General features: G+C 76.2%; 7 protein-coding genes. All 7 read right to left on the bottom strand.

Translation table 11 applies throughout. The features are described 5' to 3' along the window. Positions 1 to 20 precede the first annotated feature (20 nt). The 7 genes from ACBI99_RS18045 to ACBI99_RS18015 are packed head-to-tail and all read right to left on the bottom strand — an operon-like array spanning position 21 to position 17,412. The gene (locus ACBI99_RS18045) at positions 21 to 2,513 is read right to left on the bottom strand and encodes a methyltransferase (protein ID WP_375072787.1); all 2,493 of its coding nucleotides are present in this window, start codon (positions 2,511 to 2,513) and stop codon (positions 21 to 23) included. After that, entirely contained in the window at positions 2,500 to 3,969 is a 1,470-nt protein-coding gene (locus ACBI99_RS18040) for an ABC transporter ATP-binding protein (protein WP_375072786.1), read from the bottom strand. Before ACBI99_RS18040 ends, ACBI99_RS18045 begins: the two co-directional genes overlap by 14 nt. Further along, a complete protein-coding gene (locus ACBI99_RS18035) occupies positions 3,966 to 4,757 on the bottom strand; it encodes an ABC transporter permease subunit (RefSeq protein WP_375072785.1) in 792 nt (263 codons plus the stop codon). The genes ACBI99_RS18040 and ACBI99_RS18035 overlap by 4 nt, the downstream gene beginning before the upstream one ends. Then, entirely contained in the window at positions 4,754 to 5,689 is a 936-nt protein-coding gene (locus ACBI99_RS18030) for an ABC transporter permease (protein WP_375072784.1), read from the bottom strand. Before ACBI99_RS18030 ends, ACBI99_RS18035 begins: the two co-directional genes overlap by 4 nt. A gap of 1 nt (position 5,690) precedes the next feature. Beyond that, positions 5,691 to 7,232, bottom strand: coding sequence for an ABC transporter substrate-binding protein (locus ACBI99_RS18025; protein ID WP_375072783.1), 1,542 nt, complete (start codon positions 7,230 to 7,232; stop codon positions 5,691 to 5,693). Between the two features lie 2 nt (positions 7,233 to 7,234). Then, positions 7,235 to 13,663, bottom strand: coding sequence for an SDR family NAD(P)-dependent oxidoreductase (locus ACBI99_RS18020; RefSeq protein ID WP_375072782.1), 6,429 nt, complete (start codon positions 13,661 to 13,663; stop codon positions 7,235 to 7,237). Further along, on the bottom strand, positions 13,660 to 17,412 hold the full coding sequence (locus ACBI99_RS18015) for an amino acid adenylation domain-containing protein (protein WP_375072781.1): 3,753 nt from the start codon (positions 17,410 to 17,412) through the stop codon (positions 13,660 to 13,662). Before ACBI99_RS18015 ends, ACBI99_RS18020 begins: the two co-directional genes overlap by 4 nt. Between the last annotated feature and the right edge of the window lie 113 nt (positions 17,413 to 17,525).

Genomic DNA, 17,525 nt, shown 5'->3' with positions numbered 1-17,525 from the left:
ATTCCCGCCCCCGCCCCGGTTCAGAGCTTCGCGGCGACGAACAGGTGCTGTGCCGGGGCGGCCAGCGGCGAGGCGGCCCCGGGCAGTTCCAGGATCGGGCGCAGCCCCGCCTCGGCCAGTTCGGCGGGCAGCTCGCCGCCGGTGAGGAAGACGCGCCCCGTACCGCCTCGCCGGTCTCCCACGCCGAGGTCCGGCTCCCCTTCGCGCGGTGACATGAGGAACTGCATCGTGGCGAGCACCAGGTAGTGCTCGCGGATCGCCTCGGTCACCACCAGCAGGCCGCCGGGCGCCAGCAGCTCCCCCATCCAGCGCAGCGACCGTCCCGCGTTCCGCGCGCAGTGCAGGACGTTGGCGGCGATCACCACGTCGGCGCCGGCGCGCCGCGCCCCCTGGGCGACGAGGTCGGCGTTGACGTCCAGCAGCGCGTAGCGGAGCCGGTCGCCGAACCGGTCCTCGGCCGCCGTGGTGAAGAACCTCGACACGTCGGAGAACAGGTAGTCCGCCTCCGCGTCCGCGAGCCCGTCCAGCGCGGCGGCGGTGCTTCCGCCCGCTCCGCCTCCGAGCTCCACGACTCGCAGCGGCCTCGCGCGGGTGGCGGCGGCGCGGGCGAGGACGTGTCCCAGGGCGGCGTTCAGATAGGTGTTGCTGACGTTGTGCTGGTCCTTGCTGAGCGAGGTGAGCAGGTCGCCGTCGGGGAAGAGCAGCGCCTGGGCCGGGATCTCGTCCCGCAGCAGTTCGGGCAGGTGAGCCAGGGCGGTGCGGAAGAAGACCGCCATCTCGTCCGGGTACCCGAGCGCGGCGCAGGCGCGTTCGAGGTCGCCGCCGTCGTCCCGGGTCCGGTCCGGCCCGGCCGTGGCCGCGTATCGGCCGCCGGGGTCGCGGCGCAGGAGCCCTTCCGCGGTGAGGACCTCCAGCCAGCGTCCGACGATCCACGCATGCCGTGGCGCCGTGCCGAGCGCTGCGACGACTTCCCCGGCCGTCCGTGCCGTCCCCGGGGGCAGGACGTCGCTCATCAGCGTGAGCAGTGCCCGCAGGGCGATCTCGTCGAAGGTCCGGACCGCGGCCGGGAGGTGGGCGAGCGCGGCGTCGGGCACCGGCTGCGCGGCCCGATCGGCGGGCAGGCGCGCTCCCGTTCTGCCGGTCCGCGCGAGCGCGAGGCGTCCGGCGCGGTCTGCCTCCGCGGCGTCCTCGGCCAGGCTGACGGCGTCCCGGCCGGCGCCGTCGGGGACCCGCGCGGCGAGTTCGGCGGGGACCGGCAGCCCGGCGCGGCGGAGCTCTCGCTTGGCCACCTCGACGAGCCTCGCGCGGGCGAACGCGCCCAGCGGCTCGTGCGGCATGCCTGCCCCGGCCAGCGCGTCGACAGGCAGGGCGGCAGCCTCCGAAGGCACCGCGACCTGCAAGAACGCCGGGTCGGCGGGATCGAGGAGCACGGCGCTGTCCGTGCCCTCCAGCACCGCGCGCAGGCTCGCGCCCGACTCCGCTCCCGGAACGGGCCGGAGCAGGCGGTTGGGGATGCCCGTCACCCGGACGGGACCGTCCCCGGCCGCCAGCGCGGCCAGCGCGGCCGCCGGATCAGGCCCCAGCTCGTCCCAGGCGCGCACGGGGGCGGCCGGGCCGGCCGGCGCGTCCACGTGCAGCACGGCGTCAAACCGGTACCGGGTCAGCTCGGTGTCGGCCGTCAGGGTCTTGGCGTGGAGGCTGACGGTGACGCTCCGGTTCGAACGGGCGGCGGCAGCGGCCAGCGTCACCGGGTCGAACAGCAGCTCGGTGTCGGCCGCGGCGCGCTGCTCCGCCGCGTCCGCCGTCGGCTCCAGGCGGCGGCAGTGCTCTCCCAGCAGCCCGGAGTGGCGTACGTCGCCGACGATCACGGTCCCTCCAGGGGTCACGGCGTCGATCGCGTCGCGCAGCACGGCGGCCAGGTACTGCACGCTCGGGAAGCACTGGGTGACGGAGTTGAGCAGCACGCAGTCGGGCCGGTCGCCGAGGCCGGCCAGGGAGACGCGGACCGCCTCGCCGTTGATCTCGTGCGCGGCGGCCCGTACGACCTTGACGCCGGGCAGCCCGAGCCCGCCGAGGCGGGCCACGACCGGCTCGGCGAGGTCGGTCCCCACGTACCCCTTGAGGTGGGGGTGGAGGCGGTGCAGCAGCATCCCGGTGCCGCAGCCGAGCTCCAGCACCCGGGACGGCCGGTGCCGGAGCACGAGCTCGGCGGTGCGGTCGGCCCATTCCGCCATGTGGCCGGCGGGCAGCGGCTCGCCGGTGTCCGTGGCGCGCCAGCCGGACAGGTCGAGGTCCGGCCGGCCGGTGTCCCGGCCGGAGCGGTAGGTCCAGTCGTAGACCTCGCCCCAGTGTTCGAGGTGCTCGGCCACCAGGTCGCCCAGGACGGGCGGGTGTCCGGGCTCGTGCCGTACGGTCAGCGCCGCGGGGTCGGCGGTGACCACGAGGCCGCCGTCGCGGGTGTGGTCGACGCGGGCGATCCACGGGTGGGCGAGCAGGAGTTCATCGGGCGTCAACGGGTGGCCTCCGGTCGTCGTGGTGGGACAGGCAGTGGGGGCAGGACAGTGGCGGGAAGGGCGGTGGCGGGGAAGGGCAGTCGTGCAGCCGGCCCGCTTCGATCCGCAGCACGCGGTCGGCGCGGGCGGCCACGAGAGGGTCGTGGGTGGCGGTCAGGACCGCCAGGCCGGTGTCGCGGCGCAGCGTGTCGATCAGGTCGAGGACGAGGTCGGCGGTCCGGTCGTCGAGGGCGGCGGTGATCTCGTCGGCCAGCAGGACGGCCGGGCCCCCGGCCAGCGCCCTGGCGAGCGCGGCTCGCTGGCGTTGCCCGCCGGACAGCGCGGCGGGACGGCGGCGCGCCAGTTCCCGAGGCAGGCCGACGGCGGCCAGCAGCCGGAGTGCTTCCGTACGGGACTCCCGCCGGGAGAGTCCGCGCAGGGTCCGCAGGGGACGCAGCAGTGCCGCTCCGGCCGTGCGCGCCGGGTTGAGCGCGGCCACGGGGTTCTGGCCGACGAGGGCGAGCGCGCGCAGGGCGGTCGGGTCCCGGTCCGCCACCGCCCAGGGAAGCGGTGCGCCGAGCACGGTGGCGTGGCCGTGCTCGACGGGGTGCAGCCCGGCCAGGGCGCGCAGCAGCGTGCTCTTGCCGCTGCCGGACGCGCCGAGCACCGCCACGGACTCCCCCGCCGCCACGGTGAGGCCGGCGTCCGAGAGCAGCGGCGGGCCGCCGGGCGGCTGCGCGAGGGTCAGCCCGCGCACCCGCAGCGTCACCGGTGACTGCCCGGTCACGCGCACGCGGCCGCGCCCAGCGGGACGAGCCCGGGCCCCTTCCGCGCCGAGCCGGACGACGTGGTCGGCCAGCCCGGTCACCACGCCCGCGTCGTGCGAGACGACGAGCGTCACGGACCGGCCGTCGCCGCGGCGTCGGCGTACCAGGTCCAGCGCGAGGCCGAGCGCCGTGGGGTCCAGCGCGCTGGTGGGCTCGTCGAGGACGAGCAGCTCGGGGTCGGCGGCCAGAGCGCGGGCGAGCGCCACCCGTTGTGCCTGGCCGCCCGAGAGCTGGTGGGGGCGGCGGTGGCCGATGGCGGCCGGGTCCAGGCCGACCCCGGCGAGCGCCCGTTCCGCTCCGCTCACCCGCGCGGCTCCGGGCAGGGCCTCGCCCACCGAGGCTCGCGCGTCCCTCAGGGGGTGCAGCGCCGAGGCCGGGTCCTGGCCGAGGAAGCCGGCGGTCCGCCGCCGCCAGCGTCGCGGCGCCCGTACGGGAGTCCCGTGCCACTCGATCACCCCGGCCGTACGCGTCAGCCCGTCGGGGAGCGTACCCAGCACGGCGCGCAGCACGGTCGTCTTGCCGGATCCGGAGGGGCCGGTCAAGGCCAGCACCTCCCCGGGGAGGACGCGCAGGTCCAGCCCGGACACGACGGGCGTTCCCGGCCCGCCGACGACGGTCAGGCCGCGGACGGTCAGCCCCCGGCCGCTCACGGGGCGCCGTCCCGGCTGGTCAGGGCGTGGGAGAGGGCCGCGAAGCTGCCCGTCAGGACCGCCAGGGCCAGCGCGGGCACGATCGTCGCCGCGGGGTTGAGTCCGAGGCCCGGCAGGTTCTCGCGGAGCATGGCGGCCCAGTCCGGCGCGGGCGGCGCCGGCCCGAAGCCGAGCACGTTGAGCGCGACGGCGAGCTGCACGGACAGCACGAACCGCTGGGCCAGGTCGGCGCCGACGATCCCGGCGTGCGCCGGGAGGACTTCGCGCATCAGCACGGACGCCCCCCGTTCGCCGCGTGCCAGCGCCGCCTCGACGTATCCCGCATGCCTGGCCCCCGCGGTGGCGTCGGCGACCACCCGCAGGGTCAGCGGCGTGCCGCCGAGGACGGTGCCGGCGATCACCGCCGCCGGTCCCGGCAGGGCGACCACCGCGAGCAGCGCCAGCAGCAGGAGAGGCAGCGCCAGCAGCAGGTCCGCTGTCGCGGCGGCGGCTCGTGAGAGCCGGCCGCGGTTCCATCCCGCCCACAGGCCGCCCGCGACCCCCAGGGCGGAGGCGGTCAGGGCGGCGGCCAGCGCGGTCAGGGTCAGGTCCTGCCCACCGGCCAGGACCCGGGACAGCACGTCGCGGCCCAGCCCGTCGGCGCCCAGCGGCAGCCCGGGTTCGGGGCCCGCCCACGGTGTCGCCCCGACGGCCGCCGGGTCGTGTCCGGTCAGGGCCCCGCCGCCGAGCGCCACCAGGACGGCGGCGCCCGCCCACGCGGCGAGGGCGCCGGCGGTGCGGCGCCTCACGAACGGACCGCCTCAGGCGCGGCCGCGTCGGCGACGAGCAGCCCGGCGACCACGACGGCCGCGGCGAGCAGGGCGACGTTCTGGACGACGGGCACGTCCCGCGTCGAGATGGCGGTCACCAGCAGCTCGCCCAGCCCGGCCAGGCCGAACAGGATCTCCACCACCGCCGTCCCCGCCACGAGCCCGCCGAGGAGCACCGCGAACAGTCGGGTGGCAGGCGCGGCGACCATCGGCAGCACGTACCGGAACAGGACCGTGACGGGTGACAGGCCGCGGAGCTCCGCGTCGCGCACGTACGGCTGGGCGACCACGTCGGCGATCGCCCCGCGCAGGAGGGCGGCGCCGTACGCGGCGGTCGGCAGCGCCAGCGTGAGGACGGGGAGCACGAGCAGGTCAGGCCGGTGCCACGGCGGCTCGCCGGCCGGCAGCATCGACACCGGGGGGAACGCCCCCCAGGCCGTCGACAGCCAGGCGACGAGCGCGGCCGCCACCACGGCCTGGGGCAGCGCCGCACCGGTGACGATCAGCGTGTTCACGGCAGGCCGCGCCCATCGGGGCCCTCGGACGGCGGCCCAGGCCAGTGCCGTCGTGAGCGGGATGCCGAGCGCCAGCGCCGCCACGGCCAGGGCCAGGGTCACCGCGGCCCGCTCGGCGACGAGCTCGGCGACCGGCCGGCCGGTGATGAGCGAGACCCCGGGCTCGCCGGTCAGCACTCCCGACAGCCAGTCCAGGTAGCGGACGGGCAAGGGACGATCGAGCCCCTGTTCGGCGCGCAACCGGGCGAGCTCCTCGGCGGTGGCGCGGCCGCCGCCGAGGACGTCGGCCGCGTCGCCGGGCAGCGCCGCCGTGCACAGGAAGATCACCACGGAGGCGGCGGCCAGCAGCAGCGCCGCTCTGACCGGCACGCCGGCCGGCCGTGGGAGCTGGAACACCTCAGCCGTCCAGGCTCACCTGGTCGATGAACGCCGAGGCGAAGCCGATCCCCTCGGGCACGCCGCTCAGCCCGGCCCTGGCGAGGTCGAGCCGGTCGCTCAGCGCCCAGACCGCGTAGCCGCCCTGGTCACGCAGCTCGGTCTGCAGGTCCGCCAGGAGGGAGCTCCGCCTGGCGTCGTCCGCCTCGGCCAGGGCCTCGTCCAGGCCGGCGAACCAGGCGGGGTCCTTCCAGGCCGTCTCGTTGGTGGGCGAGCCGGGCGTGAGCGCCACCCTGACCACGTCGAGGAACGGGATGCCGCCCAGGTAGCTGAGGTAGAACGGCTTGCGCCCGTAGATCTCGGAGAAGTACGTGTCGGCCGGCTCCAGGCTGACCTCGGCCCGGATCCCGATGCCGGCGAGCTGCTGGGAGATCAGGGTCGCGGCGCTGTCCATGCCCGGGTAGGCGGTGGTGGTGTGCAGGGTGAGGTCGACGCCGCCGGCCAGTCCCGCGTCGGCCATGAGCTTCCTGGCCCGGCCGAGGTCGCGGGTGCGCTGGGGCAGGTCCCGCGGGCTGGAGGCGTCCTTGGGGGTGATGAGGTCGTTGCCGATCTCGCCGTACCCGAGGAAGACGGTGTCGAGGAGCTGCCGGCGGTCCAGCGCGAGCCGGACGGCCTCGCGGACCCGGTGGTCGTCGAACGGCTCGGTGTCCATCCGCATGACCAGGGGGTAGAGCGTGGCGCCCGGCCTGCGGAGCAGGCGTACCGCGCTGTTGCCCTCCTGCTGCTTCGCCAGCGTGGCGGGCACGCCGCCGGCCAGGTCGACCTGACCGGACAGCAGGGCCTGGGCGCGCGCCTGCGGATCGGGGACGGCGCGCACCTCGATGAACCTGGAGGGCGGGGCGGGGCCCCACCAGTCGTCGTTCCGCTCGTACACGACGGCCTGTGCCCCGCCCCTGGCGGTCGGGCGGAACGGGCCGGAGCCGGGCACGGGCTCGCCGAAGTCGTCGCTGCCTTCCGGCACCACGAAGGTGGCGCCCTCCAGCGCCCTGCCCACCTCGGCGTAGGGCTTCCTGGTCACCAGCTCGAAGGCGGTGTCGTCGATCACCTTGGAGGCGCCGAGGTCGAACATGGCCATGCGGCCGAAGTTCTCCGTCGCCTTCTCCCCCATGCGGCGCAGCGAGAACAGCGCGTCGGCGGCCCTGACCGGACGGCCGTCGGAGAACGTCGCGTCGTCGCGGACGGTGATCCGCCACCTGGTCAGGGTCTTGTCGGACCGCCACTCGGTCGCAAGGCGCGGCCGCGTGGAGCCGTCGGCGCCGGGGACGGTGAGGACGTCGTAGGTCAGGGCCATCCTGACCATGTCGCTCTCCCCCGGCAGCAGGCCGTGCGGGTCGGTGACGGCGTTGGACGGGGAGCCGGGCGCCGCGTAGCGCACGGTGTCGTTCGCCGCCGCCGGAGGTCCGGCGGGGGCGGGGGCGGCTGCGGGCGCGTTGCCGGCGCAGCCCGCCAGGACGGCGACAGCGGTGACGACCGCCGCCGTCCGGCGGCGGAACTGGGAGCGCATGGTTACCTTTCGCGAAGTCGCGCCAGCGTCTTGTCGAGCGCGGCGTTGATCAGATCGGCGACGACGGGCAGCACCGGGGGGTGCAGCAGGCCGTAGTGGTGGGCGTCGACCCCGGCGGACTGGACCACTCCGGCCAGGTGGCGTCCCCAGCCGAGGTCGGGCCGGCCGGGCGGGGTGTCGTCGACGCCCATCCCGATGCCGGAGTTGCGGGGAGAAGGGCGGTCCGCCCTGATCAGCAGGGTCGTGGTGTCCGGGTCGGCCAGGTAGCGCGGGGTGTGGGCCGCCAGCGCGCGCAGGTGCCTGGCGAACACCCCCAGCCGCACGGTCAGGTCCTCGCCCCGGCCCAGCAGCCGGTGCCCGCGCAGGCGGTCGGCGACCGCGGCCATGCGCCGTTCCGGGGGAACGGCGGCCAGCGCGTCGCCGGCGTCCAGGTCGATGCCGAGGTACGCCTCCAGCGCGTGCAGGTGCCGGACCGCCACCTGCCAGGCGACCTCGTCCGCGTCATGGCCGGGGACGTCGCGGATCAGCGCCGGGTCGTTGGAGTCGAGCATCACCAGCAGCGCGGTGTGCCGGCCGCCCGCGTGCAGGTGCCGGGCCATCTCCTGGGCCACCGTGCCGCCCATGGACCAGCCGCCGATCAGCCAGGGGCCGGGACCGCCCGCCGCGTCGATCGCCGCGAGGTACTGCCGGGCGATTCCCTCGACGGTCCCGGGTTGCGGCCCGGCCGCTCCCGCCAGCTCGGGGTCGGCCAGCGCGACCACGTCCACGCGGGGATCCAGCAGCCGGGACAGCTCGGCGTAGCAGAGCACGTCGCCGCCCGAGGGATGGGCCAGGTACAGGGTGGGCCTGGGGGCTCCGCCGGGCTCGGCCCGCAACGGCAGCACGATGTCCCGCGCGCCGGCCCGTACCGTGTCCGGCACGGTGGGGACGGCGGCCCGCGGGGGCCGGTCGCCCGTCCACGCGGCCGGGTTCTCCGCCAGGTCCCGGACCTGCGCGGCGTGCTCGGCGATCACCACGTCCAGCTCGTCGGCGGGCAGGACGCCGTCGAGCGCGTCCCACTGCAGCCGCAGCTCGCCGTCGTGCTCAAGCACCTGGTGGTCGAGCCAGGTCTGCGGCGTCTGGGAGACCGCGTACACCTGCTCACCGGCCCATTCCAGGCTCTCCTCCCCCTCCACCATGTCGGCGACGCCGAGCGCGCTGGTGAACACCACCGGCACCGGCCGCACCTCACCCGTTCCGGCCGCCTGCTCGGTGAGCACGTCCAGCGCGGAGAAGCCCCGGTGGTCCAGGTCGTCGAACATGCGGGCCTGAGTGGTGGCCGCCCGTTCGGCGAAGGTGGCGGCGGGAGCGACCGGCACCTCGTGCAGCAGCAGCGAGGTGAAGTCGCCGACGACGCGGTTGACGTGCGGGTGGATGGGCGGCCGGTCGAACAGGGTCAGCGTCACGCAGAAGCCGGCGGATCCCGCCCAGCGGGCCAGCGCGTCGGTGTACACGGTCAGCAGCACCGCCGCCGGCGTGACCCGGTGACGGGCTGCGGCGGCCCGCAGCGCCGCCCAGGCGTCGCGGTCCAGCCGTACGGCACGCCGCACGAAGCGGGGCGGCGTGCCGGCCGGATCGCCGACCGGCAGGCGGGGCGGGCCGGGAAGCGTGCCGAGCCGTTCCCGCCAGTAGGCGGCGGCGCGCTCGTCCTGCCGTTCCAGGGCGGCCGCGCAGGCCGCCGGGTGGAGGTCGAGGCGTGGCAGGGCGGCGTCCGGGTCCCGGTAGAGGGTGCGCAGCTCCGACTCGATGATCCACCAGCTGGCCGCGTCGCAGACGAGCACGTCGACCCCGATGAACAGCCTCACGACGCCGCCGGGCAGCCGGGCGGCCTGGATCTGCGCCAGCGGCCACCGATCGGGCGGTCCCGGCCTGGTCGACAGGCGTTCCCGCAGGGCGGCCAGCCGCTCCGCCCTGCGCTCTTCCGGCGTCGAGGCCAGGTCGTGCACCCGGATCCGGTAACGCGGCAGGCTCTCCAGCACGCGGAACTCCCCCTCGGGGGTGGCCACGGCGCGCAGCATGGGATGCCGGGCCACGACCTGGTTCCACGCCTGTTCGTAGCGGTCGAGGTCGAGGGCGGGGCAGTCGTGTTCGAGGTAGAAGTGGCAGGGCAGGTCTCCCCAGCGGTAGCCGCCGTCCCGGCCGACCCAGTAGGCGTGCTGGACGCGGGTCATCGGGAACGTGCCGCCGGGCTCGACGGCGGGCTCGGGCGGCAGGTCCTCCTCCGCCGTCCTCTCGCGCGGGTGCGCGGAGGCGACGAGTCCGGCGATCCCGGCCACGGTGGGTGAGGCCAGCAGTTCCCGCATCCCGGGCCGGACGCCGAAGCGTTCGCCCAGCGCGGCCAGCATGCGCGCGGCCAGCAGGGAGTGCCCGCCGAGCGAGAAGAAGTCGGCGTCAGGATCGGTCACAGGGGTGCCGAACAGCTCGGACCAGATGCCGGCCACGGCCCGCTCACTCGGGCTGAGCCGCGTGACGTCCCCGGCGGCGGCGATCCGCCTGGGGCGGCCGGCCTCGGCGATCCGCGGCCGGAGGTCGGTCGCCGCGATCACCACGGCGGCGGGCAGGTGGCCGGAGTCCCGGGCTGCCAGCAGCCGGTCCAGCGCTCCGGTGCCGGTGGCCTCGTCCAGCGCGCCGGCGAGCACCACGGCCGCCTCCGCGCCGTCGAGGCCCGCCCGCCAGCCGTCCCAGACCGCGCTGACCCACCGGGTGGGGCCGGTGGCGGCGCGGGCGAAGGCGTCCATCGCGGCGTTGGCGGCCGCGTAGGGGCCCATGCCGACGCCGCCCACCAGCGTGGTCACCGAGGACATGAGCAGCACGGTCCTGGGACGCCTCGCTTCGGGCAGTGCGGCGATCGCGTCCCGCAGCGCCACCGCGCCGCCGAGCTTGGCCCCCACTTGCCCGGTGACCTGCCCGGCCTCCAGGGATCGGAGCGGGTCCAGCCGTGCCCCGGCGATCACGCCGGCCGCGTGCACGACGAGTTCGAGCGGCCCGTCGGCGGACAGCTCTTCGACCAGGGCCGCCGTGGCGGCGGGGTCGGTGGCGTCGCAGACGCGCACCTCCACGCCGGCCTCGCCGAGCTTGCCGCCCCGCCCCGCCGTGCGCGAGGTGACCACCACCCGATGGCCGCGACCGGCCAGATGCCTGGCGAGCACCTGGCCCACAGCGCCCAGCCCGCCCGTGATCAGGACGGTGCCGGGTGACGGCGCCCGTTCGCCGCCGCCGGGCCGCCAGGAGGTCGTGCCGCGCCGCCACCGGGTCGCGCCCCGCAGGGCCGTCTCGGCGCCCGCCTCTGTCCCGGCCGCCAGCGTGGCGAGCTCGCGGAGCACCGCGCCCGCCTCGGCTCCGGGATCGGCGGGGCTGCCGAGGTCGAGCGTGGCCCAGCGCAGGCCGGGCTGTTCCTGGCCGAGCACCCGCGGCAGCACCTTCAGCGCCGCCCTGGCCGGATCGGGCGGCGGATCGCCTGCCACCTGCTCGGCGTGCCGGGTGACCAGGAACAGGACCGGCTGCTCGGCCTGTGCGGCCCACCTGCCCGCGACCGCGCCGAAGTCCAGGACGGCGGCGGAGACCCCGTCCGGGGAGTCGTCGCCGTCCTCCGTGACCACGACGACCAGCCCGGTCGGCGGTTCGCCGGCGGCCGGAAGATCACCGGCCGCCAGTTCAGCGCGCAGCGCGTCCGCCAGGGCGCCGGTTCCGGTCACGGCCCATCGGCCGCCGGGCGCAGCGGCGGGCTCGGCCGGGGGCACCTGGCTCCAGACGGGCAGTTGCAGCGGCTCGTCCCCGGTGATGTCAGGATGCTCGCCGGGCGTGCCCGAAGCCGGCGGGTCGATCCACAGGCGGCGGCGCTGGAAGGCGTACCCGGGTGCGTGCACCCGCCGCCTGCCCGGGGCCTGCAGCGCGGCCAGGTCCACCGGCACGCCGTGCGCCCACAGGGTTCCCGCCGCCTGCCGCACTGCTGCGCTCCCGGGCTCGTCGGGCGTCATCGTGGTGACGACCGAGCGCACGCCGGGCAGCGCGTTCCTGCGGGTCAGCGCCGCCAGGGCGGTACCCGGGCCGACCTCGACGACCAGGGCCTGCCCTTCGCCGCCGACGGCCGCCCGCAGGGCCCGCTCGAACAGCACCGGCTCGCGCAACTGCCGCGTCCAGTGCCCGGCCCGGCCCAGCTCGGCGCCGATCGAGGCGCCGGTGACCGTGCTGAACACGGGGACGGCCGGGACGCCGCCGGTCAGCCCGGCGAGCGCCTCGCCCAGGCCGGGGAGCTCCGGCTCCATCAGCCGGGAGTGCATCGCCGCGGTCACCCGCAGCCTCGTACCGGTCCGCAGTTCGGAGGCCAGCCGGTCGACGGCCGGGGCGGGGCCGGACACGACGCAGGCGCCCGGGGCGTTGACGGCGGCGAGATCGAGCCCGGGATGGCGCGACAGCAGCTCGCGCACGTCGTGCTCGCCGAGCGGCACAGCGAGCATCGCGCCGCCCCCGGCCGCGCGGGCGGCGGCCGCGCACCGGGCCGCCACCAGCCTGGCGGCCTCGGCGAGGGGCAGCGCGCCACTCACCGCCGCGGCCGTGCACTCGCCGAGGCTGTGGCCGACGAGGGCGTCGGGCCGCACGCCCCAGGACTCCAGCAGCCGGGCCGCGCCGTACGACACGGCGAAGAGGGCGGGCAGCCCGAAGGCGACGTCGCGGACGCGCTCCTCGGCGATCCCCGGGTCCAGGACGTCACGGACGTCGGCGCCGAGCAGCGGGAGCAGCAGGCGGGCGCACGCGTCGACGGCCTCGGCGAAGACCGGCTCGTCCTGGTAGAGCCCGCCGCCCATGCCGGGGCCGGCGCTGCCCGCGCCGGGGAAGGCGAACACGACGCGCGGGGCCGGGCCGGCCGCCTCGACCGGCGCCGCCGCGGCGAGCCCGGCCCGGCCCACCCCCGCCACGCGGTAGGCCAGCGGGGAGCGGCCGACCGCCAGCGTGTAGGCCAGGTCGGCCTCGTCGAGCTCGGTCCGGGCCGCGAGGGCCCGTCCGGTGGCGCGCGCCGCCTCGGGGGTGGCCGCTGACACGGCCAGCAGCTGCGGCCGCCGGTCGGCCGGGACCGGCGGGCGGTGCGGGGCCGGTCCCAGCACGGCGTGGCAGTTGGTGCCGCCGATGCCGAACGAGCTCACCCCGGCCAGCGAAGGCGTGTCCCACTCCCGGGCCGCGGTGATCACCTCGAACGGCGATCGCTCCAGGTCGAGAAGGGGGTTGAGCGGATGGGCGTGCAACGTCGGGGGCAGTACGCGGTGGTGCACGGCCAGGACGGCCTTGATGAACGAGGCGATGCCGGCGGCGGAGTTCGCGTGGCCGATGTTGCCCTTCACCGAGCCGAGCCCGCACCAGGCCGGGCCGCTGTCCCCGAACACCCGCCGCAGCGCGGCCACCTCGATGGGGTCGCCCAGCGGGGTGGCGGTGCCGTGCGCCTCGACGAGGCCGATCTCACGGGGCGAGACACCGGCGACGGCGAGCGCCTCGGCCACCACGCGGGCCTGACCGCGCACGGACGGCGCGGTGAACCCAGCCTTGCCGGCTCCGTCGTTGTTCGTCGCCGAGCCGTGCAGCACGGCCAGCACGGGGTCCGCGTCGGCCAGCGCGTCGGCCAGGCGGCGCAGCGCCACCACGCCGACGCCCTGGCTGTAGACGACGCCGGTGCCGTGCTCGCTGAACGGCCGCACGGTGCCGTCCGCCGAGTACACGCCGCCGTCGACGTGCACGTACCCCTGCCCTTGGGGCACGATCAGCGACACCCCGCCGGCGAGGGCGGTGTCGCACTCGCCGGACAGCAACGACTGCGCGGCCAGGTGCACGGCGACCAGCGAGGTGGAGCAGCTCGTCGCCACCGCCACCGCCGGTCCGGTGAGGTCCAGCCGGTACGCCGTCTGCAGGGGCAGGTAGTCGGCCTGTGTCGAGATCGCGGTCTGCAGGCTGCCGAGCGGATCGCGGCCGGAGCCGGTCGGATCCCAGCGGCCCGCGAGGTTGCCGGCCAGGTAGGCGCTCTGCATGGCGCCCGCGAAGACGCCCACCGCGCCGGCGTCGCGCCCGCCACCGTGGCCGGCGTGCTCCAGGGCGTGCCAGGCGCATTCGAGGAACAGGCGCTGCTGCGGGTCGAGGAGGGCCGCCTCGGCGTCGCTCAACCCGAACGGCTCCGGGTCGAAGTCCGCCTGGCCGTCGATGATCCCACCGACCGGCACGTACCCGGGATGGGTGCGCAGCCGTCCGGGGACTCCGCGCCCGTCCAGCTCGCTATCGGTGAACCTGGTGAGGCCCGTGCGGCCGTCGCGCAGCAGCTCCCAGTAGGCGTCGGCGTCCGGGGCGCCGGGGAAGCGGCAGGCGAGGCCGACGACGGCGATCGGCCCGGTGGTGTCCGGCACGGCGCTCATCCGGCGAGCTCCGCGGCGTGTGCCCGCGCCGCCCGGCGGGCGGCGGCTCGTCCGGCGACGGGATCGGGTTCGGGTACGGGTTCCGGCCCGGCCTGGGCCGCCTCCTTGCGGGAGGTGATGAACGCGGCCAGCTCCCGGACGGTCGGCCGGGCGAACATGTCGACCACGGTGAGCCCTTCGTCCAGCTCCGCCCTCAGCGTGCGGTGGGCGAGGACGACGGTCAGGGAGGACGCTCCCAGCCGGAAGAACGGCGTGGTGACGTCGACCGGCGTCTTGAGCAGCTCGCTGAACACCCGGGCCACGGCCCGCTCCACCTGGGGATCCGGCTGCGTGTGCCCCGGGGCGGCAGGCGGCGCGGGCGGTGGTTCGGGCTGGGCGGCCGGGGTGACGGTCCGCGCGGGGTCGCCCGCGTCGCCTTCCACGACCAGCTCCATCACGCCGTCGGCCGACACGGTCAGGCTGAGCCGCAGCCCGCGCGTCACGGTCGCGGTGACCGTGCGTGCGTCCGTCCCGGGACGGGCCGCCGCCGGGGCGGGCGGTGCGGCCTCTTCCCGCGGTCGGCTGTACGGGTTGGCGAGCGCCCGGTAGTCGATCTTGCCGTTGTCGGTGATCGGCAGCGCGTCCGCGATCAGGAACCTGTTGGGCACCATGAAGGCGGGAAGGCTTGCCCGCAGCGCCTCTGTCAGGTCGTCGTCCGACGGCGGCGCGGCGGGGTCCGCGGGCACCACGTGACAGACCAGCCGGGGCCGGTCGTCGGGTCCGGGGACCGCGCGGGCCACGGCCTGCCGGACCGAGGGCAGCCGGTCCAGCGTGGCCTCGATCTCGCCCAGCTCGATGCGATGGCCACGGATCTTGACCTGCCGGTCGAGCCGGCCGAGGAACTCGATCGTGCCGTCGTGCCGCCAGCGCCCCAGGTCGCCGGTCCGGTAGAGGCGTCGGCGCAGGATCGGATGGGTGATGAAGCGCTCGGCCGTCTGCGCCGGGTCCCCGACGTAGCAGCGGGCCAGCCCGTCCCCGCCGATGTGCAGCTCGCCGGGCTCGCCGACCGGGCAGGGCCGGCCGTGCTCGTCGAGGATGTGGAAGGACTGCCCCCGCAGCGCCCTGCCGTACGGGATGCTCGGCCAGGCGGGGTCGACCTCGCCGATCGGATGGCAGATCGACCAGATGGACGCCTCGGTCGCCCCGCCCAGGCTGACCACTTCGGCCTGCGGGGCCAGCGCCCGCAGCCGATCGGGCAGCGTGACGGGGATCCAGTCCGCCGACAGCAACACCAGCCGCAGCGTGGCCAGCGCCCGCCGGGTCGCCTCCGGCTCCAGCTCGGCGTACTCCACCAGCATCTCCAGCAGGGCCGGCGCGGTGTTCCAGACGGTGACGCGGTGGCGCGCCATCAGCTCCAGCCAGTGGCCGGGGTCGCGCTGGCGGGCGGCTTCGGGCAGCACGACGCCGCCGCCCGAGCCGAGCACGGAGAAGATGTCGTAGACCGACAGGTCGAAGCTGAACGCGGACAGGGCGAGCACCCGGTCCTCGGCGGTGAGGGGGAAGCGTCCGGCGAGGTCGTCGAGGGTGGTGCGGGCGGCACGGTGCTCGACGGCCACGCCCTTGGGGCGTCCGGTCGAGCCCGACGTGAAGATCGCGTAGGCGAGGTCGTCCGGTTCCGGGCGCCGGGGCTCAGCCTCGGGTCCGGCGAGCACGCCGTCGTCGTCCAGCCGATGGGCGGTGATCCCGTCCGGCCACAGCGTGGCGTCGGCCTCCGGGGCGAGCAGCGCGTGCCGGATGGACGCCTGCTCGCACAGCGAGGCCACCCGGCTCGCGGGCCAGGACGGTTCGACGGGCACGTACGCCGCTCCCCCGGCGAGCACCCCGAGCAGCGCGGTGACCTGGGCGATGCCCTTGTCCGCCGCCACCGCCACCAGCTCCCCCGGCCTGAGCCCGAGGGCGGCGAGCGCCCGCCCGCTGCGAGCGGCGCGCTCGGCCAGCTCCCCCGCCTCGACGCTGCGTGCCGGGCCGAGCAGGGCAGGCGCGCCGGGGTCGCGCGAGGCGGCGGCGCGCAGCGGATCGTCCAGGAGCGGCCCGGCCTCGCCGAACGCCCCGCCGGGCACGTCCTCGTCAGGGAGGAACGACGGGTCCCAGCCGAGGGCGGGGTCGGTCCACAGATCCGGCTCGGTGGCCAGCCGCCGCAGCAGGCGGACGTGCGCGGCCAGCATCCCGTCGACGAACCCGTCGGGCAGCGCCCCGTCCACGGCGTCCCACGCGATGCGGAGCCGGCCGTTCTCGTCCCACACGATGTGGTCGAGCAGCACCTGCGGCGTCTGCGACACGCCGAACACCTCCGTGCCGAGCCAGGCCGCGGGCGCCTGCCCGGCCCCCGCCAGCCCGACGCCGCTGGTGAAGACCACGGTGTGCGTGGGCAGGGGCAGCCCGGTGGCCGCGTCGGTCTCCCTGGGCCGTTCCCCTGCCTCGATCGCGGCGCGCAGCGCCTCCATGCCGGAGACGGCCCGGTGGTCGAGGTCGGTCCAGAACTGCCGGTTGACGGACGCGGCATAGCCGGCGAAGCCGTACCAGCGGCCCGGGTCCGCGACCGGGATCTCCACCAGGACCGTGCTGGTGAAGTCGCCGACGACGCTCTCCAGGCCGGGGGTGTCGTCGCCGAGCGCGAGGTCGTCCCGGTCGAACAGGGTGGTGTTCAGGCAGAAGGGCTCGCGGGCGCCCCACCGCTGGAGCACCAGGCCGAAGGCCGCGAGGAGCAGCCCGGTCGGGCTCAGCCCGTGCGCCGCGCCCTGCTTGCGGAGCCGCGTCCACTCCTCGGCGGACAGCTCGGCGGCGTGCCGGGTGAGCCTGTGCCCGCTGAACTCCGCCGGGCCCCGGCTCCAGGGCAGTGCCGGCCCGTCCGGCAGGGCAGGCGCGCGGCGCGCCCAGTAGGCCGCGTCCGTCTCACGCCGCCGCCGTTCGACGGGGTCGGCCGCCTTGCGCCGTACGAGATCCGCGAAGCCGAGCGGCGGCGGGGGCAGCTCCAGGGTGGGGTCGGCGACGAGCCGGCCCCACTCCCTCATCAGCCGCATCCAGCTCATGAGGTCCAGGGCGAGCACGTCCACACCGACGAACAGCCGGGTGCGGCCGTCCGGCAGCAGCGCGGCACGCAGGTCGAACAGCGGCCAGCGGTCGACGGGGAGCATCTGGTGGGAGCATTCGGCGCGCAGCTTGTCCAGCGCCTCGGCCGCGGCTTCGGCGGACTCCCCGCGCAGGTCGGTGCGCGGGATGACGTAGCCGGGGACCTCGGCGAGCACGCGCTGCCGGGCGTCGGGGCCGACGACCATGCGCAGCATCGGGTGCCGTCGCACCAGCCGGTTCCACGCGCTCTCCAGCCGGTCGAGGTCGGCCTCGGGCGTGTCCTGGGGCGTGCGGTCGTACTCGAAGTAGTAGAAGGTCGCCACGCCGCCGAGCGGGAACGCGGGGTCCCGGCCGACCAGGTAGGCGGCCTGGACGGGAGTGAGCGGGAACGACTGCTCCTCCTCGGCCGGCTCTTCCGGCACGGTGCCGGAGGCGACGGTGCGGGCGGTCGCGTCGCCGAGGAAGGCGGTCAGCGGCAGGTTCAGCCCGGCGTCCTCGACCAGCCGCCGCCGCAGCCGCACGGCGGTGAAGGACTCCAGGCCCAGGGCGGTGAGCGGGACGTCGGGGTCGAGGTCCGAAGGCCGGAGTTCCAGCACGTCGGCCAGACAGGCCAGTACTTCATCGACGGTGGCCGAACCCAAGGGAGGCCCCTTCCACGGAGACAGTAAAACGAAAACGGTTTTCATTGCTACATGCTTCGAGGGCTTTTGTCTAGATCTTGAAAATGATTACCGTTATTTCGTACGATCTCGCC

This window comes from Nonomuraea sp. ATR24 (assembly GCF_041950485.1).
Lineage (GTDB): Bacteria > Actinomycetota > Actinomycetes > Streptosporangiales > Streptosporangiaceae > Nonomuraea > Nonomuraea ceibae.
Note: the sequence above shows the minus strand (reverse complement) of the source record. Positions and strands in the feature narration are given on the sequence as shown.